A 26,523-nucleotide genomic window follows, 5' to 3' on the forward strand; every position below is an offset into this window, starting at 1 on the left:
TTGGGCGAGCCGCCTTAAATAGCGTCCACACCGGTCTCGCCGGTACGGATTCGAATGACTTCTTCGATATTGGATACAAAGATTTTTCCATCTCCGATTCGGCCGGTCTGCGCGGCCTTGCGGATCGCGTCGATGACGGCTTCCGCATTTTCGTCGGCGAGTACGACCTCGACCTTCACCTTCGGCAGAAAGTCGACGACATATTCAGCGCCACGGTAAAGTTCCGTATGGCCTTTCTGGCGACCGAAGCCCTTTGCTTCCGTGACAGTGATGCCCTGCAGGCCGACTTCCTGAAGAGCTTCCTTCACTTCGTCGAGCTTGAAAGGCTTAATGATCGCTTCGATCTTTTTCATGAGAAAATGACTCTCCGCTTCTCCCGTTAAAGCGGACAAATTGCCGCTCGCGAAGCATGATGCAGGTATCGTGCCAGTTCGCAACGCCGGAGAGCGAAAAAATATGTCAATTCCCCGCAAATTAGCGGCGTCGCGGCGCTTTTTGAGACATTTTTTCCAGCAGAATCGGTTGGGATCGCCATCGAAAATTCAAAAATGGTGCAAAAGCAGGAAAAATGCCGCGCCGATCGTATTGGACATGTTGTTACTTGATCGCTCAAAAATTAGGCAAATGACCTAATTTTGAGCTGCAAGAGAAATCATGAAACAGGTTGTTTTTTAGGCGCTTTTTGAATTGAATGGCGCATGGCAGAAAAACTGGGTGACCTACTCCTGACACCTGCAGAAATGGCGGCCGTCGATGCCGCCGCGTCCGATTCGGGCATCGCCTCTTTCGGGCTGATGTGGAGCGCGGGTGCGGCCGTCGCCGGCGCCGCACTTCGGCTGTATCCCGGCGCACTGCGCTTTGCCGTTCTCTGCGGCCCGGGGAACAACGGCGGCGACGGCTACGTTGCGGCCCGCCTTCTTGCGGAAAGCGGCGCCGAGGTTGCCGTCTTCCATCTCGGCGACCTTGCCAAGCTTCGTGGCGATGCCGCGCGGGCAAAGGCCGAATGCGCGCTCGTCTCGCAGCCGGTCGATGTCTACATCCCGACGCCGGGAGACGTCGTCATCGACGCGATCTTCGGGGCGGGGCTCGGACGGGATGTGCCTTCGCAGGTGCGTTCGGTCATCGAACAGGTGACGGGTGCTATGGTTCCCGTCATTGCCGTCGACCTGCCATCCGGCCTCGATGGCCGCAGCGGCGAGGTGCTGGGGACGGCGTTCAGGGCTGCCCATACGGTCACGTTCATGACGCGCAAACCCGGCCACCTGCTGATGCCGGGCCGGGAGCTTTGCGGCAGCGTCGAGGTTGCCGACATCGGCATTCCCGCACGCATCGTCAAGGCGCGTTCGTCCGGCAGGATTGCCGAAAATACCCCGATCCAATGGGCGCACCTGCTGCCTTCGGCGAAACTGGGGACGCACAAATACAAACGCGGGCACCTCGTCGTTTTCTCGGGCGAAACCGGAAAGACAGGTGCGGCGCGGATGTCCGCCGCGGCCGGGCTGAAAGCCGGGGCTGGTCTCGTAACCATCGCCGCGCCCAGAGATGCGATGGCTGAAAACAGCGCCCATTTGACAGCCGTCATGCTGTGCGCCGTCGATGACGCGACGGCTTTGCGCGACTGGCTGGCCGACGAGCGCCTGCAGACTTTCGTCCTCGGACCGGGCTTTGGGACCGGCGTAAAAACAAGAGACTTCGCCGCAGCACTCAGTGGTCGCCATCTCGTGCTCGACGCCGACGGCATCACGTCGTTCAAAGACGATCCGCGGGAGCTTTTCGATCTCTTCGCGGAGGGCGAGCCGCATCTCGTGCTCACGCCGCACGAAGGCGAATTCGCACGCCTGTTTCCAGATATCGCGGCGGACAAGACACTCAGCAAGGTCGACAGAGCGCAGGTGGCCGCCAAACGCGCCAACGCGGCGATCGTCTACAAGGGCGCCGATACCGTTATCGCATCGCCGGACGGCCGGGCGCTGATCAATACGAACGCGCCGGTCTGGCTTGCGACCGCCGGCTCAGGCGACATCCTTGCCGGCATCATCGGCGCGTATCTGGCGCAGGGTCTGCCGGCATTCGAGGCTGCCGCTGCCGGCGTCTACCTCCATGGCGAAGCCGGGCAGCGCGCCGGCCAGGGCCTGACGGCCGAAGACCTCGTCGCCCATGTGCTGCCGTTCTAGGCCGACTGCTATTTTCCGACCTCTTCCTGAAGCGCGATCGCGCCGAAAGGCGCATTGACCTTGCCTTCGTGGATCATGAAGGCAAAAACGTCGCGCGGCTCGCTCTTGACCTTCCGCTCCTTGTCGATCAGCGGCAAATCATCCGGTACCTTGCCTTCGGCCCATGTCTCGAGGCGCTTCGCCCAGGCCTTCAGGTCCTTGGAGGCGTAGCAGGTCTTGATGTCGTCCGAACCCTTCTGCAGCCGGACATAGACGAAATCCGCCGTCACATCGGCGATCATCGGATAATCGAAATGTTCAGCGCAGACTGGCGCCACGCCGTATTTCGCCAGCAGCGCGATGAATTCGGGCGCCTTGAAGGAATCGTGGCGCACCTCGACGACATGCCGCAATGGCAGGCCGTCCTGGTTGTCCGGCAAGAGCTTTAGGAAGGCCTCGAAATCCTCGTCATCAAACTTCTTGGTCGGAGCGAACTGCCAGAGGATTGGTCCGAGCTTGCCGCCGAGCTCGGTTAGCCCCTGCGTCAGGAAGCGCTCCATGGATTCTCCCGCCTCGGCAAGCACGCGCCTGTTGGTCACGAAGCGGCTGGCCTTCAGCGAGAAGATGAAGCCATCCGGCACGTCGGCAGCCCATTTCGCAAAGGTCTCCGGCTTCTGCGAGCTGTAATAGGTGCCATTGATTTCGATGACCTTCAACTGCCGGCTGGCGTAGTGCAGCTCGTCCTTCTGCTTGAGGTCGCCCGGATAGAAGTGATTCCGCCAGGGCTCGAAAGTCCAGCCGCCGACACCGACGCGGATGCTGCCGGATTTGTTCATGTGTTCCTCCCGTTGTTCCGCCTTCACGCCATTGCTTTTGTCATGTCGACGATGGTCGATCCTGGCCTGTAAGGACTCGGCCGGCGCCCCTGAAATCCAAAGCCCTTATAAATTGCGATATTCCGCATCGTGCGGGCGTTGGTGTGGAGCCGCAACTCAGGCAGTTGCCATTCCTGTGCTTTAGCCTCCACCCAGCGAAGGATGGTGCCGCCGTGCCTGCGGCCCTGATGAGCAGGCGACACGGCGATGCTAATGAGCATTGCGTGATTCTTATGACGCTCCAGCACCGCCAAACCGGCGCAAACGCCGTTGATCTCAAACAACCAGATCTCACCCCTCGCGATCCGTGGAGCATCATCGTCGGTCACTGGTATGGGCTCTGCTCCCAGCAAAGCAAGGTAACGTGCATAGGCTTCGCCTGTTAGCGACTTCACTATCTCGATATCCGCAGTGGAGCCCAGGCGCAGCATGGCTATTCCGCTGCCGCGAATGTCTTTTTCACCGGCCGGCGCTCCAGCAGTTCCTTAAGGAAATGGCCGGTATAGGAGCGCGGCTCCTTGACGATCGCTTCGGGCGTGCCGGCCGCGACGATCTCGCCACCGCCGTCGCCGCCTTCAGGGCCGAAATCGAGCACCCAGTCGGCCGTTTTGATGACTTCGAGATTGTGCTCGATCACCACGACGGAATTACCCTGGTTGACCAACTCGTGCAACATTTCAAGCAGCTTGGCGACGTCGTGGAAGTGCAAGCCGGTGGTCGGTTCGTCGAGGATGTAGAGCGTGCGGCCTGTCGAGCGCTTGGAAAGTTCCTTGGCGAGTTTGACGCGCTGGGCTTCGCCGCCTGAAAGCGTATTTGCCTGCTGGCCGACCTTGATGTAACCGAGGCCGACATCGAACAGCGACTGCAGCTTGTCGCGTACCGCCGGTACGGCGCTGAAGAACTCCACGCCTTCCTCGACCGTCATGTCGAGCACGTCCGAAATCGACTTGCCCTTGAAGGTCACGTCCAGCGTTTCGCGATTGTAGCGCTTGCCGTGGCAGACATCGCAGGTGACGTAGACATCCGGCAGGAAGTGCATCTCGATCTTGATGACCCCGTCGCCCTGGCAGGCTTCGCAGCGCCCGCCCTTGACGTTGAAGGAGAATCGTCCCGGCTGATAGCCGCGCGCCTTCGCCTCCGGCAGACCGGCGAACCAGTCGCGGATCGGCGTAAACGCACCGGTATAGGTTGCCGGGTTTGAACGCGGCGTGCGGCCGATTGGCGATTGGTCGATATCGATGACTTTGTCGATGTGCTCGAAGCCGTCGATGCGGTCATGATCGGCCGGAATTTCGCGGGCGCCCATCACGCGGCGTGCGGCCGATTTGTAGAGCGTCTCCACCAGGAATGTGGATTTGCCGCCACCCGAAACGCCCGTCACGGCGGTGAAGACACCGAGTGGGATGGAGGCCGTAATGTTCTTCAGATTATTGCCACGCGCGCCGACCACCTTGATCTCGCGGCCTTTCTTCGGCTTGCGCCGTTCGTCGGGAACCGGCACGCCGAGTTCGCCGGAGAGGTACTTGCCGGTCAGCGACCTCGGGTTCGCCATGATGTCCTGCGGCGTTCCGTGGGCCACGATGTGGCCGCCATGCACGCCGGCCGCCGGGCCGATGTCGACCACGTCGTCTGCCGTCAGGATCGCATCCTCGTCATGCTCGACGACGATCACCGTATTGCCGATATCGCGCAGGTGCTTCAGCGTGTCGAGCAACCGCGCATTGTCGCGCTGGTGCAGGCCGATCGACGGCTCGTCGAGAACGTAGAGCACGCCCGTCAGGCCTGATCCGATCTGGGAGGCAAGGCGGATGCGCTGGCTTTCGCCGCCCGACAGAGTGCCGGAATTCCGCGACAGGCTGAGATATTCAAGACCGACATCGTTCAGGAAGCGCAGGCGGTCGCGGATTTCCTTCAGGATGCGCACCGCGATCTCATTCTGCTTGGCCGAGAAAGTCGCTGGAAGTGCCTCGAACCAGTCGCGCGCCACGCGGATCGACATGTCGGTCACCTGGCCGATATGCAGCTTGTTGATTTTCACTGCCAGCGTTTCCGGCTTCAGGCGGAAACCGTTGCAGGCCGGGCAGGGGGCTGCGGACATGAAGCGCTCGATCTCTTCGCGCGCCCAAGCGGAATCGGTTTCCTTCCAGCGGCGTTCGAGATTGGTGATGATGCCTTCGAAGCTCTTATGCGTCGTATAGGAGCGTGCGCCGTCGGCATAGTGAAACTCGATCTTCTCGTCCGTGCCGTTCAGGATGACGTCCTGTGCCTTTTCCGAGAGATCGCTCCAGCGGTTGCCGAGCTTGAAACCGTAATGCTTGCCGAGCGCTTCCAGCGTCTGGTTGTAGTAGGGCGAACTCGACTTCGCCCAAGGCGCGATGGCGCCGTCGCGCAGTGTCCGCTCCGGTTCGGGGATAATCAGCGCCCGGTCGATTTTCTGCTGGGCGCCAAGCCCGTCGCAGGTCGGGCAGGCGCCGGCCGGATTGTTGAACGAGAAGAGCCGCGGCTCGATCTCCGGAATGGTGAAGCCGGAAACGGGGCAGGCGAATTTCTCCGAGAACAGCATGCGCTCATGCGTGTCGTTGAGCGATTTGTTGGCGGAGCCGCCCGCAGACGTTTCCCCCGGCGGCAGCGGCTTGTCGGCAAACTCGGCGATCGCAAGCCCATCTGCGAGCTTCAGCGAGGTCTCGAAGCTGTCGGCAAGCCGGGACGCCATGTCGGGGCGCACGACGATGCGGTCCACGACAACATCGATGTCGTGCTTGTATTTCTTGTCGAGCGCCGGAGCATCGGCGATCTCGTAGAACTGGCCGTCCACCTTGACGCGCTGGAAGCCCTTTTTCATGAGGTCCGCCAGGTCCTTCTTGTATTCGCCCTTACGGCCGCGCACGATCGGCGCCAGAATATAAAGACGCGTGCCTTCCTCGAATTCGAGCACGCGGTCGACCATCTGACTGACAGTCTGGCTCTCGATCGGCAGGCCCGTCGCCGGCGAGTAAGGAACACCGACACGCGCAAAGAGCAGGCGCATGTAGTCGTAGATCTCTGTGACCGTGCCGACTGTCGAGCGCGGATTGCGCGAAGTCGTCTTCTGTTCGATGGATATGGCCGGCGACAGGCCGTCGATCTGGTCCACGTCCGGCTTCTGCATCATCTCGAGGAACTGGCGGGCATAGGCCGAAAGGCTTTCGACATAGCGGCGCTGGCCCTCCGCATAGATTGTGTCGAACGCAAGCGACGACTTGCCGGACCCGGAAAGGCCGGTCATGACGATGAGTTTGTTGCGCGGCAGGTCGAGGTCGATGCCCTTGAGGTTGTGCTCGCGCGCGCCGCGGATGGAAATCGTCTTAAGTTCACTCATCGTAATTGTGCTTCTGTGCTGGAGTAAGCCCCTTATTTAGTGATGCCGCTGGGCGAGTCGAGGCTGAATATCCATCTGTTGCGAGGTTTTCGATTCTGTTGACAGGATCATAACCATAAACTAGAACAAATAAAGAACAAAATTCCCTTGTGGATGAACCGGCGATGGACACGCATGGCCGGGGTTCTATAGTTTAAGGTACACTGATTGTTTCAAGCGCCGCCGGGCAGGGCGGCAGTAAGGTGAGAAGTATGGCTGGCAGCGTGAACAAGGTAATTCTGATCGGAAACGTGGGCGCAGACCCCGAAATCCGCAGGACACAGGATGGCCGCCCGATCGCCAATCTTCGCATCGCGACCTCCGAGACGTGGCGGGACCGCAATTCCGGCGAGCGCCGCGAAAAGACCGAATGGCACACCGTCGTCGTCTTCAACGAAGGTCTCTGCAAGGTTGTCGAGCAATATGTGAAGAAGGGCGCCAAGCTCTACATCGAAGGCCAGCTCCAGACCCGCAAATGGCAGGACCAGCAGGGCCAGGACCGTTACTCAACGGAAGTCGTGCTGCAGGGCTTCAATTCGACGCTGACCATGCTCGACGGCCGCGGCGAAGGCGGCGCGAGTTCCAGCGGCGGACGCGGCAGCAGCAGCGATTTCGGTGGCGGCAGCAATTCCGGAGACGACTACGGCGCCCCGTCGCAGCCGTCCGGCCGCAGCAGCGGTGGCGGCGGGAATTTCTCACGCGATCTCGATGACGATATCCCGTTCTGAGACGAGCGAAATCACCGTAAAAACCGCTGCCTGGCAGCGGTTTTTTATTGGCGTTTCCTCGGCAGAGGCATTCGGCGCGAACAAAATTCCGGTGCTCACGGCGTCGTGGTGCCCGAGCCTGCCAGAATGGTCCACATGACGCCGATTGCGGCGCAAATGGCCAGTGTCGAGATCACCGAAAGCTTCAGGCGAAAGATAGCCAAGGCGGCAAACGCCGTCAGCGCGAGCGATGGCCAGAGGACCGAGGCTGGAACCGGGACATCGATTGAAACCGGTCCCCATAAGGCAGGACGCACCTCGGCAAAGAGCACGTGGATCCCGAACCAGATCGCAAGATTGAGGATCACACCGACGACGGCTGCCGTGATGGCCGACATCGCTCCGGTCAGCTCGGCATTGCCGCGCAGCTTCTCGATGAACGGTGCTCCGAGAAAAATCCACAGGAAGCTCGGAATGAAGGTCACCCATGTCGTCAGGACAGCGGCGAGCGTGGCGGCGAGCATCGGATCGAGCGGCCCGGGGTTCCTGTAGGCGGCCATGAAGCCGACGAACTGGACGACGATGATCAACGGACCTGGTGTAGTCTCGGCCATGCCGAGGCCATCCAGCATCTCGCCCGGTTTTAGCCATCCGAAATGCTGAACCGCTTCCTGCGCGACATAGGCAAGCACCGCGTACGCGCCGCCGAATGTCACGACAGCCATCTGGCTGAAGAACAGACCGACCTGCGAAAAGATATTGCCGGATCCCGTTGTCGCTAAAAGCAGCGCGACAGGCAGAAGCCAGGCGATCGCAAGGGCGCCGGATACCCGCAGCGACCATGCAAGGTTTGGCCGTGCGTGGGGCGGCGTCTCCTCCCCAAGCAGGGAATCCCTGTCTTCGAGGATCACGGCCGAACCGCCTCTGTGTCCACCGCCAACCTTGAACAACGGCGAGCCCGCGCGGCCGCCGAAGAAGCCCAGAATGCCGGCCGCGATGATGATCAGCGGGAACGGGACGTGGAGAAAGAAGATCGCAACAAAGGCGGCGGCGGCAATGCCGATCATCACATTGTTTTTGAGCGCCCTGCTTCCGATCCGGAACACAGCCTGCAGCACGACCGCCAGCACCGCGGCCTTCAGACCGAAAAACAAGCCGGCGATATAGCTCACGTTTCCATAGGCGGCATAGATGTAGCTCAGCCCGAGGATGGCGATGAAGCCCGGGAGCACGAACAGCGCTCCGGCGATCAGGCCGCCGATCGTCCTGTTGAGCAGCCAGCCGATGTAGATCGCTAACTGATGGGCTTCCGGCCCGGGAAGCAGCATGCAGTAGTTGAGCGCATGCAGGAAGCGATGTTCGCCGATCCACCGCTTCTCATCGACGACGACGCGATGCATGAGGGCAATTTGTCCCGCCGGTCCGCCGAAGCTGAGCGCCGCAACCCTTGCCCACACCTTCACGGCCTCGCCGAGAGGCACGATATCCCGGCCCGCCGGGGCGTCTCGTTCCGTATCCACCATGTCAGCCATCTCACTGCGCCCGCTTCGGGTTGGGCCAGTTGTGTGTCTCGTCGGTCGCGTCGCGGCACCAGCGGTAAAACGCGTCATAGAGCGTCAGGCCGGCGTCGAGTTGCTGTAAGTCGTCGGTGAACATGCGCGAAAGCCCGAGCGAAGCGGCGAGCAGACCGGCGGCTTCCGGCGCGAGATCGGGCCTGGCAGTATCGGCGCCGCGAATAATGGTGGCGAGATGCAGCAGTGGTTCGGATATAAGATTGAATTCCTCGATCATCACGTCGAAGGTGCAGCGTTCGCCGCGGTGGCTCCAGAAGACGTCCTCTATATCGAACGGCGTCGCGCCAAAACGATCAGCAACTGCTGGCACCTCCGATGCCGGAACGAACAGGAAGACGGCATTGGGATCGACAAAACGCCTGATCAGCCAGGGGCAGGCGATCCGGTCGATCTTCGGGCGTGCCCGCGTCACCCATACGGTCCGGCCATGCGGGTCGCGCGCCGGCATCTTGCCCTCCGGTACGACTTGGCCACCGGCCCGCAGCCACGCCTCGAATCCTCCTTCGAGAACCTCTGCTTCCGTTCCGGCATGCCGGAGATACGCGGCTACACCGTGACTCAGCTTTTGACCCCTCTGGCATACGATGATCGCCGGACCGGCAACTTCGCGGCTCCACGCGTCGACATTGGTATGACTACGCCGGACCGAGGCTGGGACGAGCCTAGGGTCGGCGGCAAAGTCTTCGGCTGTGCGGACGTCGACAATGACGGGCGCATTCGGCGTTCCGATGATACGGTTGAGCTTGTCGGATGAAATTTCCAGAAATGACGGCATGACGCGTCCTCCGTTTTGCGGCTTATCGGACGCGATACTTCAGCTGTCGCCTCGTGGGGTGATCGCAACCCCAGAGCCAATCATGTGCAGCAGGCCCGCGGGAAGTCAAGCCCTGTTGGGTTTGCCTCGCGACGGCGTCCTTTTAACTGACAGCCATCGCGGCTTTAACGCCGTCTACGACGAACTGCGCGGCAAGCGCCGCCAGGATTACGCCGAGCAGGCGCGTGAGGATCGCCCGGCCGGTGACCCCGAGGAGGCGGTCGAGACGATCGGCGATCAGCAGCGCCACAAGCATCAGAAGAAGATTGCCTGCAATGACGATGAGAAGCTGCGCCCGTTCGACTGAGGTCGGCAGCGAGCCCGCAAGCAGGATCGTCGCCGAGATCGCGCCCGGGCCGGCAATCAGCGGAAGGGCGAGCGGAAAGACCGCGATATTCTGGATGTGATCCTTGGTAATCGCCACTTCGCTGGTCTTTTCCTTGCGGTCCTGCCGCTTCTCGAACACCATTTCGAAGGCGATCCAGAAGAGCAGCAGTCCGCCGGCGATGCGGAAGGCGCCGATGGAAATGCCAAGAACCCCAAGCACACTTGCGCCGAACAGTGCAAAGACGGCGAGAATGATGAAAGCGATGACGGAGCCGCGCAGCGCCACCTGCTTGCGCTGGCCGCGGCTCATGCCGCTGGTCAGGCCGAGGAAGATCGGCGCAAGTCCGGGAGGATCGATCGTGACGAGCAGCGTCGTGAAAGCGTTGATCAGTTGGTCGGCGCTTGCCATCGTCTCTCCGGAACACCATATCAAGGCTTGATTTTCGCGATTGTGAAGCGAGGTTTTCCATTTGGCAAATGACAGGTGGTGGACCGGCGCTGAAAGCGGTCCGAAATCGCCTGAATTGCCGCCCTTCCGCCGCAAAGTCTGTTCAAAACCCTCGCTCAAATTGGCGCGCGGCCAGCCTTTCCGCTATAAATCCTCCAGTGATTCTACAAAGAGATCGTGATCTGTTTTGACTGAACAAACACCCCCAGGCGGCGGGAAGCTCCCGCCAGGCATCGAGCCCATCTCCATCATGGAGGAAATGCAGCGGTCGTATCTCGATTACGCGATGAGCGTCATCGTCAGCCGTGCGCTTCCGGACGTCCGCGACGGCCTCAAGCCTGTGCACCGGCGCATCCTCTATGGCATGTCCGAACTCGGCATCGACTGGAACAAGAAATACGTCAAATGCGCCCGCGTCACCGGTGACGTGATGGGTAAATATCACCCGCACGGCAATGCTGCGATCTACGATGCGCTCGCCCGCATGGCGCAGGGTTGGTCGCTCCGTCTGCCGCTAATCGACGGTCAGGGCAATTTCGGTTCCGTCGACGGCGACCCGCCGGCGGCCGAACGCTACACGGAATGCCGTCTGCAAAGGGCGGCGCATTCGCTGCTCGACGATCTCGACAAGGAAACGGTCGACTTCCGCGACAACTACGACGGCACGCTCTCCGAGCCCGTCGTGGTGCCCGCGAAATTCCCGAACCTGCTCGTCAACGGAGCGGGCGGCATTGCCGTCGGCATGGCCACCAATATTCCGCCGCACAATCTGACCGAAGTCATCAACGGCTGTATCGCGCTGATCGATGATCCGGCGATCGAACTGTCAGATCTGATGCAGATCATTCCCGGTCCGGATTTCCCGACAGGTGCGAAAATCCTTGGCCGTGCCGGCATCCGCTCGGCTTATGAGACCGGCCGCGGTTCCGTGATCATGCGCGGCGTTGCTGCGATCGAGCCGATGCGCGGCGACCGCGAGCAGATCATCATCACCGAGATCCCTTTCCAAGTGAATAAGGCGACGATGATCGAGAAGATGGCCGAACTGGTGCGCGAGAAGCGCATCGAAGGCATCTCCGATCTCCGTGACGAATCCGACCGCCAGGGCTATCGCGTCGTCATCGAGCTGAAGCGTGATGCCAATGCCGAAGTCATCCTGAACCAGCTTTATCGCTACACGCCGCTGCAGACCTCCTTTGGCTGCAACATGGTGGCGCTGACCGGCGGCAAGCCGGAACAGATGAACCTGCTCGATATGCTTCGCGCTTTCGTCTCCTTTCGCGAGGAGGTCGTTAGCCGGAGAACGAAATTCCTGCTTCGCAAGGCGCGCGAACGTGCTCATGTCTTGGTAGGTCTCGCGATTGCGGTCGCCAATATCGATGAAGTGATCCGCGTCATCCGCCAGGCGCCGGATCCACAGTCGGCGCGCGAAGAGCTGATGACGCGCCGCTGGCCGGCTGAAGACGTCGAGAGCCTGATCCGCCTCATTGATGACCCGCGCCATCGCATCAATGAGGATATGACCTATAACCTCTCGGAAGAGCAGGCCCGCGCCATCCTCGAGCTCCGTCTTGCCCGTCTAACAGCGCTCGGCCGCGATGAAATCGGCGATGAGCTCAACAAGATCGGCGACGAGATCAAGGATTATCTCGACATCCTGTCGTCCCGCGTCCGCATCCAGACGATCGTCAAGGATGAGTTGACATCGGTTCGCGACGAATTCGGCACCCCACGCCGCACCGAGATCATCGACAGCGGCCTTGAAATGGATGACGAGGACCTCATCGCCCGCGAAGACATGGTCGTTACCGTCTCGCATCTCGGCTACATCAAGCGCGTACCGCTGACGACCTATCGCGCTCAGCGCCGTGGCGGCAAAGGCCGCTCCGGCATGACGACGCGCGATGAAGATTTCGTTAGCCGGCTATTTGTGGTCAATACGCATACGCCGGTCCTGTTCTTCTCCTCCCGCGGCATCGTCTACAAGGAAAAGGTCTGGCGTTTGCCCATCGGCACCCCGACGTCGCGCGGCAAGGCGCTGATCAACATGCTGCCGCTGGCGCCCGGCGAACGCATCACCACGATCCTGCCCCTGCCGGAGGACGAGGAGAGCTGGGAAAGCCTCGACGTCATGTTCTCGACGACGCGCGGCACGGTTCGCCGCAACAAGCTGTCGGATTTCGTCCAGGTGAACCGCAACGGCAAGATCGCCATGAAGCTCGAGGAGGAGGGCGATGAAATCCTCTCCGTCGAGACCTGCACCGAACATGACGACGTCCTGCTGACGACGGCGCTCGGCCAATGCATCCGCTTCCAGGTCGATGATGTCCGTGTCTTTGCGGGCCGCAATTCGATCGGCGTTCGCGGCATCAACCTCGGCAACGGCGACCGCATCATCTCGATGACCATCGTCGGTCATGTCGATGCCGAACCGTGGGAGCGAGCCGCCTACCTCAAGCGTTCCGCTGCGGAACGCCGCGCCACGGGCATCGACGAGGAGGACATCGCCCTGGTCGGCGAAGAAGTCACCGAAGAGGGACAGCTGACGGACGAGCGCTACGAGGAACTGAAGGCACGCGAACAATTCGTGCTGACGGTGTCGCAGAAGGGCTTCGGCAAGCGGTCGTCTTCCTACGACTTCCGCATCTCCGGCCGAGGCGGCAAGGGCATCCGGGCCACCGATACCTCCAAGACGAGCGAGATCGGCGAACTTGTCGCCGCCTTCCCGGTCGACGAGGGCGACCAGATCATGCTGGTCTCGGATGGCGGTCAGCTGATCCGCGTCCCGGTCGGTGGCATCCGCATCGCCAGCCGCGCCACCAAGGGCGTCACGATCTTCTCGACCGCCAGGGACGAAAAGGTCGTCTCCGTCGAGCGCATCAGCGAGCCGGAAGATGACGGCGAGGATGTCGGCGAAATCGTCAACGAAACGCCGATCGAAAGCGGCGAGGCGCCACCTGCAACGGAAGAGTAATGTAAACCAGGCTTTGGTTGAGAACCGGGCGGCCCCCTGCCGCCCGGTTTTTTTATGCACAGATTGCTGCTCGTTTGGTTTGAGGGTGCAGTGCGCATGAAAAAGCCGGACGCGGGGACCGCGTCCGGCTTTGAATGACCCGAGCGCTGGAGGGGAGTGCGCTCAAGGGGCGGGGAATCGTGTTTTAGAAAGTGCTGTGCTTCTTCTTGTCGAACGCCTTCACTTCTTCGCTTTCGCGGCGAAGGGCGGAAACGGTTGACGCCACGGACACGATAAACATGACGCTGATGAGAGCGGTAAGAACAGTCAAGATCGTGAACATGGCGCAATCCTTTCCGAAGTTGCGTTCGCGTCCCTCAGTACTGGCTTATGATGGCCGTGCGGGCCGAAGCATAAGGACCATATACCTTGGACGTATCGGTCTGCTGGTCATAGAGCGCGACAGTTGCAGTAAGCATTCCCGTGATCATTGCCATCCAGAAAACATTGATGATGGTAACCTTATCGGGCATCTGTTTTTCCCTTCGTACCGCGTATCGCATCTACGCTTCGGTTGATGAACGTATCCGTCCGTAATTGGTTCCGGCGGATGTTGATGGGTCGTTTACCAAGCCCGGTCTGAAGCCACCTTGAATGTCTCGTTCATCTGGCGTTCAGATTCGAGAGCTGGTCTCAACGCGCTCTGCCGAGCTTGCGCATGATGGCGCGATGCTCGCTGACTTCCGCCCGCACCCAGCGTATCGCATAGCGGTCCTGCAGGTAGCCATATGCCAGCTCCGCAAGCAGGGAGAGAACGACGGCAAGGGAAAGCAGCAGGATCAGCATGTCGGTGTCTTTCGGGTGCGCCCGGTGCCGGATGGCATCGGCTGCGTTGATGTTTCCGATTATGCGGATCGCATCTGAAACGGCGTTGAACGCAGCATTCATCCGCCGTTCAGCCGGCCGGCAAATGACTTGCGGGACGCAGGCATCCATGACAAAAGGCATCGGAACGAAACGGCCGGGTCCTATGACGACTGCATTTTATCCGGGGTCCTTCGACCCGCTCACCAACGGACATCTGGACGTGCTCGTCCAGGCGCTGAACATCGCCGAAAGGGTGATCGTTGCAATCGGCATCCATCCGGGCAAGGCGCCGCTGTTTTCCTTCGAGGAGAGGGCGGAACTGATCCGCAACGCGCTTGCCGAGGCGATGCCGCAGAAAAGCGGCAGCATCTCCGTCGTTGCTTTCGACAATCTTGTCGTCGATGCAGCGCGTATGCATGGTGCGGCGCTGCTCATCCGCGGGCTTCGCGACGGCACCGACCTCGACTATGAAATGCAGATGGCGGGCATGAACCGGCAGATGGCACCGGATGTGCAGACCGTCTTTCTGCCGGCAGGCACGGCCTCGCGGCCCATTACTGCCACATTGGTCCGTCAAATCGCGGCCATGGGTGGCGACGTCAGCGCCTTTGTGCCGGCCGCCGTTTTGAAGGCCCTTCAATCCAAGCGCAAATCTTGAGGCGTTTTTCGCCGCAACGGAGCTCACATGAAACTCTTCTATATTGCATTTGCCGGCGTGCTTTACCTGGCCTCCTTCGTTGGCGATGCGTTTGCCCAGGCCGATCATACGCTGACGATCCAGCTTAAGGATGGCCCCGTCGTAATCCAGCTGATGCCGGATGTGGCTCCCAAGCACGTTGCGCAGATCGAGGCGCTGGCGAAGAAGGGGGCCTATGACAATGTAGCCTTCCACCGCGTCATCGACGGCTTCATGGCGCAGACCGGCGACGTGCAGTACGGCAATATGTCGAAGGGCTATGATCCAAGCCTTGCCGGCACCGGTGGCTCCGATCTGCCGAACATTCCGGCCGAGTTCTCCAAGACGCCCTTCGTACGCGGGACGATCGGCATGGCGCGCGCCCAGGATCCGGATTCGGCAAACTCGCAGTTCTTCATCATGTTCGCGGACGGCTCCTTCCTCAACGGCCAGTACACCGTGGTCGGCAAGGTCGTCTCCGGCATGGAAAATGTTGACAAGATCAAGCGCGGCGAAGGCCAGAACGGCGAAGTGAGCGAGCCCGACCGCATGGTCAAGGTCACCGCCGGCAAGTAGTTTCGAAAAACGAGGAGAATGAAAATGGCCGAGATCAAGGATCCGGAAAACACCGTCATCCTGGAAACCACGAAGGGCAAGGTGGTCATCCAGCTGCTGCCGCAGGTAGCCCCCGAGCATGTCGCCCGCGTCAAGGAGCTTTCCCGCGAGAAGGCATACGACGGCGTCGTCTTCCACCGCGTCATTCCCGACTTCATGGCGCAGACTGGCGACGTCCAGTTCGGCAAGAAGGGCGGCGAGAACTTCAACCCGGGCCGCGCCGGCATGGGCGGGTCGCCGAAGCCGGACCTCAAAGCCGAATTCTCTGCCACGCCCCATGTCCGCGGCACCTGCTCGATGGCGCGTTCGCAGAGCCCGAACTCGGCAAACAGCCAGTTCTTCATCTGCTTCACCGATGCGCCTTGGCTGAACAAGCAGTATTCCGTCTGGGGCCAGGTCATCGAAGGCATGGATGTTGTCGACACGATCAAGAAGGGCGAGCCAGTCAGCGACCCGGACTCGATCGTCTCGATGCGGGTTGCCGCTGACGTCTGATTGTGATTTCTGCTGAACCCGCCCTTGCGCGAAAGCGCGGGGCGGGTTTTGCTTTGCTGAAAGTGCCCGATGCGCGTTGACCTTTTCGATTTCGACCTGCCGGATGAACGGATCGCCCTGCGGCCCGCCGAGCCGCGCGATAGCGCGCGCCTGCTCGTCGTCGATCCGCATGCCGAAACGGTCCTCAGCGATCACTCAGTCAGCGAGCTGCCGTCGTTCCTCCGGCAAGGGGATGCGCTGGTCTTCAACGATACCAAGGTCATTCCCGCGCAGCTCGAAGGCATCCGCCATCGCGAAGGGGCGGGCGGCCAGCAGGTCTCGGCGACATTGCATATGCGCGTCGGTGCCAGTCGCTGGAAAGCTTTCGCCAAGCCCGGCAAACGGATCAAGATCGGTGATCGCATCGCCTTCGGCCACAGCGGGGAAAGCTGCTTCCTTGGCCAGCTCGATTGCACCGTCGAGGAGAAGGGCGAGGGCGGTGAAGTCACGCTTGCGTTTGATCTTTCCGGCCCGGGGCTCGACGAGGCGATCGCCTCCGTCGGCCATATTCCGCTGCCGCCCTATATCGCCGCCAAGCGTCCTGACGACGAGCGCGATCGCACTGACTACCAGACGATCTACGCCCGCGACGAAGGCGCCGTTGCAGCGCCCACCGCCGGCCTGCATTTCACGCCACGACTTTTCGAAGCTCTGGACAAGGCCGGTGTCGAACGCCATTTCGTGACGCTGCATGTCGGCGCCGGCACCTTCCTGCCGGTCAAAGCCGACGACACCGCCGATCATAAGATGCATCTTGAAAGCGGCTATGTTAGCGCGGAGACGGCTGCAAAACTGAACGCCGTCAAGGCGAGGGGCGGGCGCATCATTTGCGTCGGTACGACGTCGCTGCGGCTGATCGAAAGCGCGGCTGCCGACGATGGAGAAATCCGTGCCTGGGCGGACGCCACCGGCATATTCATCACGCCTGGCTACCGTTTCAAGGCGGTCGATGTCCTGATGACCAATTTCCACTTGCCGCGCTCGACGCTCTTCATGCTGGTTTCAGCATTCTCTGGCTTCGAGACCATGCAGGCGGCATACAAACACGCCATTTCAAACGGCTACCGCTTCTACTCCTACGGTGACGCGAGCCTTCTTTTCCGGAAAGACAAATGACCGAGAATTTCCAGTTCGCCCTCAAGAAGACCGATGCAGGCGCTCGCCTCGGCGAAATCTCCATGCCGCGCGGCACGATCCGCACGCCAGCTTTCATGCCGGTCGGCACTGTCGGCTCGGTCAAGGCGATGTACCTCGACCAGGTTCGCGAAACGGGCGCCGACATCATTCTCGGCAACACCTACCACCTGATGCTGCGGCCGACGGCTGAGCGTGTCGCGCGCCTTGGCGGCCTGCACAGCCTCATCCGTTGGGAACATCCGATCCTGACCGATTCCGGTGGCTTCCAGGTCATGTCGCTTTCCGCTCTGCGCAAACTTAACGAGCAGGGCGTCACCTTCAAGTCGCATGTCGACGGTAGCCTGCACCACATGTCGCCGGAGCGCTCGATCGAAATCCAGGGCCTGCTCGGCTCCGACATCCAGATGCAGCTTGACGAATGCGTGGCGCTTCCGTCCGAACCGCGTGAGATCGAACGGGCGATGGAGCTTTCACTGCGCTGGGCCGAGCGCTGCAAGGTGGCCTTTGGCAACCAGCCGGGCAAGGCGATGTTCGGCATCGTGCAGGGTGGCGACATTCCCGCACTCCGCATCCGCTCGGCCGAAGAACTGGCACAGCTTGACCTCAAGGGCTATGCGGTGGGAGGTCTTGCCGTCGGCGAACCGCAGGACGTTATGCTGAAGATGCTCGAGGAAACGCTGCCGGTGCTGCCGAGCGAAAAGCCGCGCTATCTCATGGGCGTCGGCACGCCGGACGATATCCTGAAATCGGTTGCCCGCGGCATTGACATGTTTGACTGCGTGATGCCGACCCGCTCCGGCCGCCATGGCCTGGCCTTTACCCGCCGCGGCAAGGTCAATATCCGCAACGCCCGCCATGCTGAGGATACGCGCCCGCTCGACGACCAGTCGAATTGCGCGGCCTCGCGCGATTATTCGCGCGCCTATCTGCACCATCTCGTCCGGGCCAATGAGGCGCTCGGCGGCATGCTGCTCTCCTGGCACAATCTCAACTACTATCAGGAGCTGATGCAGGGCATCCGCGCGGCAATTTCCGAGGGTCGCTTCGCCGATTTCATGTCGGAAACGCAGGAGGAATGGGCAAAGGGCGATCTCGAGCGCGCCTGAGGTTCAGATGCCTTTGCTCTCGGTATCCGGCACGATCTGCACGCCGTTGATCTTGTAGCCGCCATCTGGCTGCCGCATCATTTGGTAGATCGCCGTCCAGTCCTTGCCGTCGCGGCCGGATATCAGAACCTCGTGATAAATCATCGTGCCGTCATCGATCGAACGGCTGCGGCCGAAGGCGTAGTTCCCGGGATGATAGACAGGCTCGTAGCTCTTCTTCACCATCGCAAAGAACATGTTCTTGTCCGGATACATCGCCTTGATACCAGGCGCAGCAAAGGAATAGGCCGCTTCCGCATCGTCCTTCAGGAAAGCCGTGATCTGATCCTCGATGATATGCCGCGTCGCATCGATCGGATCTTCAGCACGCGCCGGCAAGGAGAAGAGGACCGTCGCAGCACACAGAGCAAGCACAGCATATAGGGCGCGCATGGATTCATCTCCGGCGATATCAATCGGAGTGTAGGCCATTTTGCGGATTAGAAAAGTAGGCCGCGTCAGGGGAAGGCCCTAGCTTTCGACGCTCTGTTCAAGCGTAGACATCCTTGATTGCGTCCAGGGGGCCTTTCAGCGCGGTCCGTGGATGGATCAACTCCGGCTGGATGAGGTGAATCTTGTTGACGGGGCGATGTTCTTCGATGAGCTCAAATGCTTTTGCAAGCATGCTCTCGGTGTTCTGCCTGATCATGATGACCGGGAAGGGCAGGAATGAGCCGAAGGGATCATAGTCGTAGCAGCCGACGACGATGTCGGCGAAGGTCTCGTGGGGGTGCTGCGCCATGAAGCGGAGCAGACCCTCGAAGTTGATCGAGGAATTGATGAAGAGCCCGCGCGGCAGCTTGCCTTCGCGCTCATAGAAGGCTTCGAAGGCCTTCTGTGTCATATTGGGTGAATAGCCGGTCGGCTGAATGCATGCATCCTTGCTCGTGCCGAGCAGCGCCTTTTTGATATCGCGGAAGCCTCTTATGCGTTCCCGGCTGGCATGGTCGTTACGTCCGCCAAACAGGAATAGCTCGTCGGGCTTCAGCGGACGGGCGGGATCGAAACGCTGAATGATCGCTTCGGTCAGCATCCGCGCGCCCTGATAGTTGTCGCTGATGACCGATGGCGCCTTCGTCCCCGGCAGGTCGATATTGATGTGCCGGATGCCCGCGGCTTCGCACAAGGTGTGAACGCTGTCGGGATCGGTTGCCCCGGCGATGAACAGTTCATCAATCGAATAGGAGATCAGCGTTTCGACGGTTGCAAGCTCTTCCTGAGGATCGCGGGAAGCGCTGACGACGACCGGACATTTGCCGTGGCTGCGCACCTGTGCCTCGAAGGTCTGTGCCATGGACGAGAAATAGCGGTTGTCATGCACCGGCAGAAGCAGCCCGACAAGCCCCGAGCGGGAATTGCGTAAGCCGCGGGCCTGGAGGTTGGCAGTATATTGGTGCTGTTCGGCGAGGTTCTGAATAAGTTCGGCCGTGCTTTCCCGAATGCGCCGTTTACGCCAGGTGCCGTTCAGGACGGCGCTGACGGTCGAGGCGGAGCATCCCGACAGGATCGAAAGATCATAGATCGTCGCTTTCTTTTTGCCCTGTTGCTTCATGTGATCCTCCAGCAGTTCCTTAGTGCCGATTTCCTCTTGACGAAAGCTTAAATCCAAAAGATATTATTTGCACCATCGATTGTGCAAGGAAGAAATATCGATTGTGCATTTGAGGTCCGCTTGAGGAGGCGGCGCGTTGGAGGATGCGATTTCCGCGTCGACCGAAACCAAACTGACAGGTACCGCCAGCCGGCGGCCCGTGAGTGTTTCCCTGCGTGAAAACGTCTGGAGGAGGAAGAGATATGAAAAAGCTTATGATCGCAGTGCTTGCTGCATCGCTGTCGCTTGGCGTTTCGTTCGCAGCGCTGGCCGCAGATAAGGTCGGCGTCGTCGTCAAGATCGGTGGCATCCCATGGTTTAATGCAATGGAAGCCGGGATCAAGGAGCAGGGGGGCAAGCTCGGTCTCGATGCCTTCATGGTCGGCCCGACGAGCGCCGATCCAGCGCTTCAGGTGCGCGCCATCGAGGACCTGATTGCCCAGAACGTCAAAGTGATCGGCGTCGTTCCGAACGACGCGAAAGTGCTGGAACCCGTTCTGGCCAAGGCGAAGGCGGCGGGCATTATCGTGATCACCCATGAATCGCCCGGCCAGAAAGGCGCCGACTGGAATTTCGAATTGGCCTCGTCGACCGGCTTCGGCGAAGCGCATGCCAAGCTCCTGGCGGAGAAAATGGCCGGCAAGGGCGAATATGCCGTGTTCGTCGGCTCGCTCACGGTTCCGTTGCACAATGCCTGGGCGGATGCAGCGATCGCTTACATCAAGGCGAATTATCCCGATATGAAGCTAGTCGGCGAGCGCTACGGCGTGGCCGAGGATGTCGACAAGAGCCGCTCGACGGCACTCGATCTCATCTCCGCGCATCCGGATCTCAAGGGTTTCCTTGCTTTCGGCAGCCAGGGCCCCATCGGTGCGGGCCGCGCCGTCGAGGAGCGCCGCAAGACTGGGGAAATCTTCGTTCTTGGGCCTTTTTCGCCCGGCCAGGGCCGGAAGCTCATCAAGGCGGACGCGATTTCCGGAGGCTTCATGTGGAATCCGAAGCAGGCCGGCGAAGTCTTCGTCACCATGGCCGATCGCCTGATCAAGGGTGAGAGCGTCAAGGACGGCGACAACATTCCCGGTCTTGGTGTGATCAAGCCGGTCGGCAACGACATCATCGTCGATCAACTGCTGCCGATCAACAAGGACACCGTGGACGAGCTTGCGGGCATGGGCTTGTAAGTTCGCCAGGACGCGTTCTCCCGGCCTGCCGGGCTGGCTTCGGCCGGCTCGGTGGCGCCGGGAAATTCCATAGGTTGATATGATGACCGCACCTGAAAGCCCGGAAGACGGCCCAAAGCCGCTGTTGTCGCTGCGCAACATCAACATGACCTTCGGCGGCGTCAAAGCGTTGAAGAACGTCAGCTTCGACGTTCTTCCAGGCGAGGTGCATTGCCTGGCGGGTGAAAACGGCTCCGGCAAGAGCACGTTGATCAAGATCATCACCGGCGTTTATCGTCCCCAGTCCGGTGCCGTCATCGAATATGACGGCCAGACCTATTCGCACATGTCGCCGGTAACGGCCCAAGCCGCGGGCATCCAGGTCATCTGGCAGGATCTCGCCTTGTTTCCGGAAATGACGGTTGCCGAGAACATCGCCTTCCAGACGGTGCTTGGCCGCTGGCCGCGGCCTGTCAACTATAACAGCATGCGGGAGACCGCGGTAAGGGCGCTTGCGCGGCTTGGCGTCGCTCTCGATGTGGATCTGCCACTGAAGGATTATGCGATCGCCCAGCGCCAAATCGTGGCAATCGCGCGAGCGCTCATCGGTGACGCCAAGCTGGTCTTCATGGACGAGCCAACCGCCTCGCTCACGCAATCTGAAACCGACCGTCTTATCGGCATTGTCCGGACACTCTCCGCTTCCGGCGTGGCCGTTGTGTTCGTCAGCCACCGGCTCGCCGAGGTGCTCGAGATATCGAGCCGGCTGACGGTCCTGAGAGACGGTGCACTTGTCGGCATCTATCCGGCAACAGGCATGACCCAGTCGCGCATCACCGAGCTGATGACCGGAAAGACTTTCGACCAGGCGCTCCGCGTCCGCGACGTTAGCCGCAATCCGGTGGTGCTGGAGGTCGATGGGCTCTCGCGGCCGGGGCAGTTCGAGGATATTTCCCTTAGCGTGCGGTGCGGGGAGACATTGGGTATTACCGGCCTGCTCGGCGCCGGCCGCACCGAGCTTGCGCACTCCTTGTTCGGCATGCTGAAACCGAAAGCTGGTACGATCCGGCTTGAGGGCAAGCCGGTGCGTTTCTCCTCCAATCGCGAGGCCATCGCAGCCGGTATCGCCTATCTCTCCGAGGACCGGCTGTCGCTCGGCCTCATTCAGCCTCAGTCGATCGCCGACAACCTGGTGATCGCGTCGCTTGACAGGATCATCTCCCGCGGGCTGTTGTCCGATTCCCGCAAGTGGGATCTCGTTGCCCGGTGGATCGCCGATCTCGGCATCAGGATCGGCAAGCAGGACGATGCCGTTTCGACGCTTTCGGGCGGCAACCAGCAGCGCGTGGCCATCGCCAAGTGGCTGGCGACAAACCCGAAACTGCTCATTCTCGACGCCCCGACCGTCGGCGTCGATGTCGGTGCCCGCGCCGGCATCTTCGATATCGTCGCCAAGCTCGCCGACAGCGGCCTCGCGATCATCCTGATCTCCGACGAGGTCCCGGAGGTCTATTTCCACGCGGATCGCGTTCTGCATATGGCCAAGGGCCGTATCGTCAACAGGTTTACGCCGCGCGATTGCGCACTTCAGGACATTGAGGCTGCCGTCTATGCGTAACGCCGTTCAGTCCCATGCGACGGAATTTGCCCTGCTTGCGGTTATCGCAATCATCTGCCTCTTCCTGTCGATCGTCACCGACCGCTTCTTTTCGCTGGGAAACGCGTTCGACCTGCTCAACACCAGTTCTGTCAACATCATTTTCGCCGTTGGCCTGCTGGTCGTGCTGATTGCCGGTGGCATTGATATCTCCTTCGCGGTCGCCGCCTCCGTCGTTCAATACATCACCGCAATCTTGCTCGGCTGGGTAGGCGGCGGCAGTTGGGTGAGCGGATTGCTGATCGCCAGCGGACTCGGAATCCTGCTCGGAGCCGTCAATGCCTTCCTGATCCACAAATTCCGGATCATTTCGATCGTTGTGACCATCGCGACCTTCAACATCTATTTTGGCCTGTTGATGTTCTTCACGCGCGGAGTATCGATCTACGATCTGCCGGACTGGCTGACCACGCGCATTATCCTGTTCGAGCACGAGATGGCCGACGGAAGCTGGATCGAGATCACGCTGCCGGTGCTGGTCATGCTCATCTGCGTCGCCGCCACCTGGCTGCTCATCACACGAACGACGACAGGACGGCAGCTTTATGCTTTCGGCGACAATCCGGAAGGCGCGCGCCGTTTCGGCATCAATATCGGCGCAATGCAATTCATCGCCTATGGCTGGCTTGGCCTGATGGCTGGTATCGGCGGCCTGATCCAGGCGCATTACGCACAGGAAGTCGTCCCGAACGCGCTATACGGCCGCGAGCTCGACGTACTTGCCGCTGTGGTACTTGGCGGCGCCCGGCTCGGCGGCGGGAAGGGGTCGGTGCTCGGTTGCGTGCTGGGCGTGCTGCTCATCTCGATCACGCAGAATGGTCTCAATCTCGCAGGCGTCTCGCCCTATGCCTTCAAGATGATCGTCGGCGCCATTATTCTGGTTGCCATCACGCTGTCGAATGCACGCATTGAAAAGCTGCTGCCGTTCATGCGCCAGAATGGAGGCAGCAAATGACCGCAATCATCAGGCGCAGCAGGGCCGTCCTGGGGCCGGAAATGGCCGGGCCGGGACTTGCGCTCTTCGCGGTGGTGCTCTTCTTCGGCCTGGCGTCGCCTCAGTTCCTGAGTCGTGCCACCTTCGGCTCAGTCGCCTTCCAGCTGCCGGAGCTCGGGCTTCTCACGCTCGCCATGCTGCTGCCGGTGCTCACCGGCGGGCTCAATCTTGCCATCACCTTCACCGCCAACATTGCCGGATTGACGCTCGCCTGGGTGTTGCAAATGAACGGCGGCGTGGATGCGGGACCCTTCGCCTTCTTCCTCGGCAGCCTGCTCGCTATCGGCGCGGGCGCGGCAAGCGGTGTCGTGATGGGGCTGGTGATCGCCTATACGCGTGCCCACCCGATCCTGGTGTCGTTGTCGATGATGATCTTCCTACGCGGGCTCGGCGAGTTCTTGACGCGCGGCGGCGATGTTTCCGGCTTCCCGGCCTACCTTGCGCCGCTCGGTCATGGCAGCGTGCTTGGTTTTCCGGTGCCGCTCCTCGTTTTCATCGGCTGTGTGGCGATCTGGCATCTGTTGCTGACGCGGATGAAGCTAGGCTTCAACACCTACATGATCGGCTCGAATATCGAGGCGACGCGATATTCGGGCGTCAATACGCGCAAGGTCCTGGTGCTGGTTTATATGCTGTCTGGCGCCATGTGCGCGGTCGCCGGCATCATCATGCTCGCCCGGTTCAACTCGGTGCGCGTCGGTCACGGCGAATCCTACCTGTTGATCACCGTGCTTGCCTGTTTTCTCGGCGGCGTCAATCCGTTCGGCGGCTTCGGCCGGGTCATCCCCGTTTTCGTGGCGCTCGTCGTTCTGCAACTGCTCGCGTCCGGTCTCAACCTGATGGGCGCCAACCAGCATTTGGCGACGGCCGTCTGGGGCATCCTGCTCATCGCCGTGATGATCCTGCGCTACGCCGCGGGGCATCTCAAACTGCTCAACCGGAAAAAAGGATAAGGCCCATGGAAGGCTTTGGTGTTCATACTAGCATGTGGACCATGAATTGGGATCGCGCCGGCGCGGAAAAGGCGATTGCCGCCGCCGTCAAATATGAGATGGACTTCATCGAGATCGCGCTCCTCAATGTCCCGGCCGTCGATGCGGCGCATACCAGGACCTTGCTGGAAAAACACAAGCTGCGCGCTGTCTGCTCGCTGGGCTTGCCGGAGAACGCCTGGGCATCAGTTCGTCCCGACGCGGCGATCGAGCATTTGAAGGTCGCCATCGATAAAACGGCGGAAATGGGGGCGGAAGCGCTTTCCGGTGTGATTTTCGGCGGCATCGGCGAGCGCACTGGCGTACCGCCGACGCAAGGCGAATACGACAATATCGCGCGCGCGCTGCAGGCAGCGGCCAAGCATGCCCAGTCGAAGGGTATCGAATTGGGCGTCGAGGCGGTGAACCGTTACGAGAACCATCTGATCAACACCGCCCGCCAGGCGGTGGACATGATCGAGCGGGTCGGGGCCGACAATGTTTTCGTTCATCTCGACACCTATCATATGAACATCGAGGAGAGGGGTGCCGCCAACGGCATTCTCGATGCCCGCGATCATCTGAAGTACATCCATCTTTCGGAAAGCGACCGAGGCACGCCAGGCTACGGCAATGTTCCCTGGAACGAGGTATACGCGGCGCTCGCCGCCATCGGCTTCAAGGGCGGGCTCGCGATGGAGAGTTTCATCAACATGCCGCCGCAGGTCGCTTACGGCCTCGCGGTCTGGCGGCCGGTGGCAAAAGACGAGGCAGAGGTGATGGGTAACGGCCTGCCGTTCCTGCGCAACAAGGCACGGCAATACGGCCTGATCTGACGCTGAGGCTATTTGCGCAGCTTGGCGCGCCGCTCGCGTGCGATCTCGTTCGCTGTTGCGCAATAATAGCCGTTGAGATTTTGCTTAATCCTCGAACGCGTTGCGGCGCAATTCGGGGAAAATCATCGAGCGCTGTCGATCGCGGGTACAGTGAATTTCACAACTTTTCCGCCTAGCACTTCGTGTTCTGGCGTGGCGATTTCGATGAGCACTTTGTGTTCGCCTGGCGGCAGTCCGGTCAGGACGATCGCGCCAGTGCCGCCTGCATCGGCCCACCGCCATGGCAGGTCATCGATGCTGACATGGAGGTGCCCAGCTCGCGGCGAGACATCGGTTGCGCTAGCGCCGAAGATGGGCAGGATGCGGAAGTTCTCGGCCCGATAGGGAATGATGGCTACGCCTCTGGTAATCAGAGGTCTCGGAAGGGGCTGATCCACGAAGAGTTTGGGTGCAGGCTCGTTCTTGATCGGCAGGAACTGTGTGGCTGCATGTTGCGGCGATTGCGCGTGGATGGGTGTGCCCGCGGCGAGTAGGAAAGCTGCCGTTGCGAGGGCTCTTGTGATCGTGGTCATGACAAAAATCTCGTCGTAGTCGCGCCGGTCATGACCGACATATCTCGGGACGCCGGCGCGGTGTTGGGTTGGAGGGCCTTAATCGGACACCGATCAAACGACATTGAGCTCGACTGCGATGTTGCCGCGGGTGGCCTTGGAATAGGGGCAGAGCTGGTGGGCGCGCTCGACCAAAGACCTGGCGAGGTTCGCCTCGATGCCCGGCAGCTTTGCATTCAGCCGTGCCTGCAGCACATAGCCGTCGTCATTGAAGACGAGGTCGATTTCGGCATTTATCGCAGCGTCGGCGGGCACGCGGAGTTGGCGCTCGGCAGCCGCCCTTCCGATTGCGCCGAGGAAACAGGCGGACCAGCCCGCCGCGAAGAGCTGTTCGGGATTTGTGCCTAGGCCTGAAGAGCCCGGCGGCGACAGTTTGACATCGAGACGCCCGTCGGAACTGCGAGACGCGCCGTCTCGGCCGCCCGTGGTGTTGGTGTTGCCAGTGTAGATGACTTTCGGCATTAAGATGTACCTTGTTGAA

The 26,523-nt window shown here is 60.8% G+C and carries 27 protein-coding genes; 13 read left to right on the top strand and 14 right to left on the bottom strand.

Annotated features, from left to right (window positions below):
- Positions 1–14: 14 nt before the first annotated feature.
- Positions 15–353, bottom strand: coding sequence for a P-II family nitrogen regulator (locus BN1800_RS08480; RefSeq protein WP_018900556.1), 339 nt, complete (start codon positions 351–353; stop codon positions 15–17).
- A 345-nt stretch (positions 354–698) separates the two neighbouring features.
- On the opposite strand from BN1800_RS08480, the gene BN1800_RS08485 reads away from it, so the two are divergent.
- Positions 699–2,174, top strand: a complete 1,476-nt coding sequence (locus tag BN1800_RS08485) for an NAD(P)H-hydrate dehydratase (protein WP_086996426.1) — start codon at positions 699–701, stop codon at positions 2,172–2,174.
- Between the two features lie 8 nt (positions 2,175–2,182).
- Here the strand turns inward: BN1800_RS08485 and BN1800_RS08490 are convergent, their stop codons facing one another.
- From BN1800_RS08490 to uvrA, 3 genes are read right to left on the bottom strand one after another with little or no spacing between them, the layout of a single operon-like run.
- Positions 2,183–2,989: a DUF72 domain-containing protein gene (locus BN1800_RS08490; protein ID WP_086996429.1), complete on the bottom strand. Its 807-nt coding sequence runs from the start codon at positions 2,987–2,989 to the stop codon at positions 2,183–2,185.
- Between the two features lie 23 nt (positions 2,990–3,012).
- Entirely contained in the window at positions 3,013–3,459 is a 447-nt protein-coding gene (locus BN1800_RS08495; protein ID WP_086996432.1) for a GNAT family N-acetyltransferase, read from the bottom strand.
- Between the two features lie 2 nt (positions 3,460–3,461).
- Complete coding sequence (gene uvrA, locus BN1800_RS08500) at positions 3,462–6,386, bottom strand: excinuclease ABC subunit UvrA (protein WP_086996435.1); 2,925 nt, start codon at positions 6,384–6,386, stop codon at positions 3,462–3,464.
- A gap of 251 nt (positions 6,387–6,637) precedes the next feature.
- On the opposite strand from uvrA, the gene BN1800_RS08505 reads away from it, so the two are divergent.
- On the top strand, positions 6,638–7,153 hold the full coding sequence (locus tag BN1800_RS08505; protein WP_027509487.1) for a single-stranded DNA-binding protein: 516 nt from the start codon (positions 6,638–6,640) through the stop codon (positions 7,151–7,153).
- A 95-nt stretch (positions 7,154–7,248) separates the two neighbouring features.
- On the opposite strand, the gene chrA is transcribed toward BN1800_RS08505, so the two are convergent.
- From chrA to BN1800_RS08520, 3 genes are all read right to left on the bottom strand, one after another.
- Positions 7,249–8,664 (bottom strand): chromate efflux transporter, encoded by a 1,416-nt coding sequence (gene chrA, locus BN1800_RS08510; protein ID WP_425298974.1) that lies wholly within the window; start codon positions 8,662–8,664, stop codon positions 7,249–7,251.
- 1 nt (position 8,665) lies between these two features.
- Entirely contained in the window at positions 8,666–9,481 is an 816-nt protein-coding gene (locus BN1800_RS08515) for a chromate resistance protein ChrB domain-containing protein (protein ID WP_086996437.1), read from the bottom strand.
- 142 nt (positions 9,482–9,623) lie between these two features.
- The gene (locus BN1800_RS08520) at positions 9,624–10,256 is read right to left on the bottom strand and encodes a MarC family protein (protein ID WP_027509490.1); all 633 of its coding nucleotides are present in this window, start codon (positions 10,254–10,256) and stop codon (positions 9,624–9,626) included.
- Between the two features lie 226 nt (positions 10,257–10,482).
- Between BN1800_RS08520 and gyrA the strand changes: the two genes are divergently transcribed.
- Positions 10,483–13,269, top strand: a complete 2,787-nt coding sequence (gene gyrA, locus BN1800_RS08525; RefSeq protein ID WP_051336520.1) for a DNA gyrase subunit A — start codon at positions 10,483–10,485, stop codon at positions 13,267–13,269.
- A 184-nt stretch (positions 13,270–13,453) separates the two neighbouring features.
- Here the strand turns inward: gyrA and BN1800_RS41325 are convergent, their stop codons facing one another.
- From BN1800_RS41325 to BN1800_RS08530, 3 genes are all read right to left on the bottom strand, one after another.
- Positions 13,454–13,591, bottom strand: a complete 138-nt coding sequence (locus tag BN1800_RS41325; protein WP_165928268.1) for a hypothetical protein — start codon at positions 13,589–13,591, stop codon at positions 13,454–13,456.
- Positions 13,592–13,625: 34 nt separating this feature from the next.
- Positions 13,626–13,781 (bottom strand): hypothetical protein, encoded by a 156-nt coding sequence (locus BN1800_RS41330; protein WP_165928267.1) that lies wholly within the window; start codon positions 13,779–13,781, stop codon positions 13,626–13,628.
- Positions 13,782–13,941: 160 nt separating this feature from the next.
- A complete protein-coding gene (locus tag BN1800_RS08530; RefSeq protein WP_027509491.1) occupies positions 13,942–14,196 on the bottom strand; it encodes a hypothetical protein in 255 nt (84 codons plus the stop codon).
- Between the two features lie 82 nt (positions 14,197–14,278).
- Here BN1800_RS08530 and coaD point away from each other — a divergent pair, with 82 nt between their 5' ends.
- The 5 genes from coaD (at position 14,279) to tgt (ending at position 18,183) form a co-directional block, all read left to right on the top strand.
- The gene (coaD, locus tag BN1800_RS08535) at positions 14,279–14,773 is read left to right on the top strand and encodes a pantetheine-phosphate adenylyltransferase (RefSeq protein ID WP_027509492.1); all 495 of its coding nucleotides are present in this window, start codon (positions 14,279–14,281) and stop codon (positions 14,771–14,773) included.
- Positions 14,774–14,800: 27 nt separating this feature from the next.
- Complete coding sequence (locus tag BN1800_RS08540; RefSeq protein ID WP_027509493.1) at positions 14,801–15,367, top strand: peptidylprolyl isomerase; 567 nt, start codon at positions 14,801–14,803, stop codon at positions 15,365–15,367.
- Positions 15,368–15,391: 24 nt separating this feature from the next.
- Complete coding sequence (locus BN1800_RS08545; protein WP_027509494.1) at positions 15,392–15,901, top strand: peptidylprolyl isomerase; 510 nt, start codon at positions 15,392–15,394, stop codon at positions 15,899–15,901.
- Positions 15,902–15,970: 69 nt separating this feature from the next.
- Positions 15,971–17,056 carry a tRNA preQ1(34) S-adenosylmethionine ribosyltransferase-isomerase QueA gene (gene queA, locus BN1800_RS08550; RefSeq protein WP_027509495.1) on the top strand — a complete coding sequence of 362 codons (1,086 nt, stop codon included), beginning with the start codon at positions 15,971–15,973 and terminating at the stop codon, positions 17,054–17,056.
- Complete coding sequence (gene tgt / locus BN1800_RS08555; protein ID WP_086996440.1) at positions 17,053–18,183, top strand: tRNA guanosine(34) transglycosylase Tgt; 1,131 nt, start codon at positions 17,053–17,055, stop codon at positions 18,181–18,183. The genes queA and tgt overlap by 4 nt, the downstream gene beginning before the upstream one ends.
- Positions 18,184–18,186: 3 nt before the next feature.
- On the opposite strand, the gene BN1800_RS08560 is transcribed toward tgt, so the two are convergent.
- Positions 18,187–18,615: a DUF4864 domain-containing protein gene (locus tag BN1800_RS08560; protein ID WP_086996503.1), complete on the bottom strand. Its 429-nt coding sequence runs from the start codon at positions 18,613–18,615 to the stop codon at positions 18,187–18,189.
- Between the two features lie 97 nt (positions 18,616–18,712).
- Entirely contained in the window at positions 18,713–19,774 is a 1,062-nt protein-coding gene (locus BN1800_RS08565) for a LacI family DNA-binding transcriptional regulator (protein ID WP_086996443.1), read from the bottom strand.
- 242 nt (positions 19,775–20,016) lie between these two features.
- On the opposite strand from BN1800_RS08565, the gene BN1800_RS08570 reads away from it, so the two are divergent.
- The 5 genes from BN1800_RS08570 to BN1800_RS08590 all read left to right on the top strand — a co-directional run bounded on the left by BN1800_RS08570 (position 20,017) and on the right by BN1800_RS08590 (position 25,431).
- The gene (locus BN1800_RS08570; protein ID WP_027509499.1) at positions 20,017–20,994 is read left to right on the top strand and encodes a substrate-binding domain-containing protein; all 978 of its coding nucleotides are present in this window, start codon (positions 20,017–20,019) and stop codon (positions 20,992–20,994) included.
- Positions 20,995–21,076: 82 nt separating this feature from the next.
- On the top strand, positions 21,077–22,591 hold the full coding sequence (locus tag BN1800_RS08575; RefSeq protein WP_179213766.1) for a sugar ABC transporter ATP-binding protein: 1,515 nt from the start codon (positions 21,077–21,079) through the stop codon (positions 22,589–22,591).
- The gene (locus BN1800_RS08580) at positions 22,584–23,585 is read left to right on the top strand and encodes an ABC transporter permease (protein WP_086996448.1); all 1,002 of its coding nucleotides are present in this window, start codon (positions 22,584–22,586) and stop codon (positions 23,583–23,585) included. Before BN1800_RS08575 ends, BN1800_RS08580 begins: the two co-directional genes overlap by 8 nt.
- On the top strand, positions 23,582–24,577 hold the full coding sequence (locus BN1800_RS08585) for an ABC transporter permease (RefSeq protein WP_086996451.1): 996 nt from the start codon (positions 23,582–23,584) through the stop codon (positions 24,575–24,577). Before BN1800_RS08580 ends, BN1800_RS08585 begins: the two co-directional genes overlap by 4 nt.
- 5 nt (positions 24,578–24,582) lie before the next feature.
- On the top strand, positions 24,583–25,431 hold the full coding sequence (locus BN1800_RS08590) for a sugar phosphate isomerase/epimerase family protein (protein WP_086996454.1): 849 nt from the start codon (positions 24,583–24,585) through the stop codon (positions 25,429–25,431).
- 122 nt (positions 25,432–25,553) lie between these two features.
- Here BN1800_RS08590 and BN1800_RS08595 read toward each other — a convergent pair whose 3' ends face one another.
- Both BN1800_RS08595 and BN1800_RS08600 read right to left on the bottom strand, forming a co-directional pair.
- Positions 25,554–26,003: a DUF6130 family protein gene (locus tag BN1800_RS08595; RefSeq protein WP_086996457.1), complete on the bottom strand. Its 450-nt coding sequence runs from the start codon at positions 26,001–26,003 to the stop codon at positions 25,554–25,556.
- A gap of 93 nt (positions 26,004–26,096) precedes the next feature.
- Complete coding sequence (locus BN1800_RS08600) at positions 26,097–26,504, bottom strand: organic hydroperoxide resistance protein (protein ID WP_086996460.1); 408 nt, start codon at positions 26,502–26,504, stop codon at positions 26,097–26,099.
- Positions 26,505–26,523: the final 19 nt, after the last annotated feature.

This window comes from Rhizobium sullae (assembly GCF_900169785.1).
Classification (GTDB): domain Bacteria; phylum Pseudomonadota; class Alphaproteobacteria; order Rhizobiales; family Rhizobiaceae; genus Rhizobium; species Rhizobium sullae.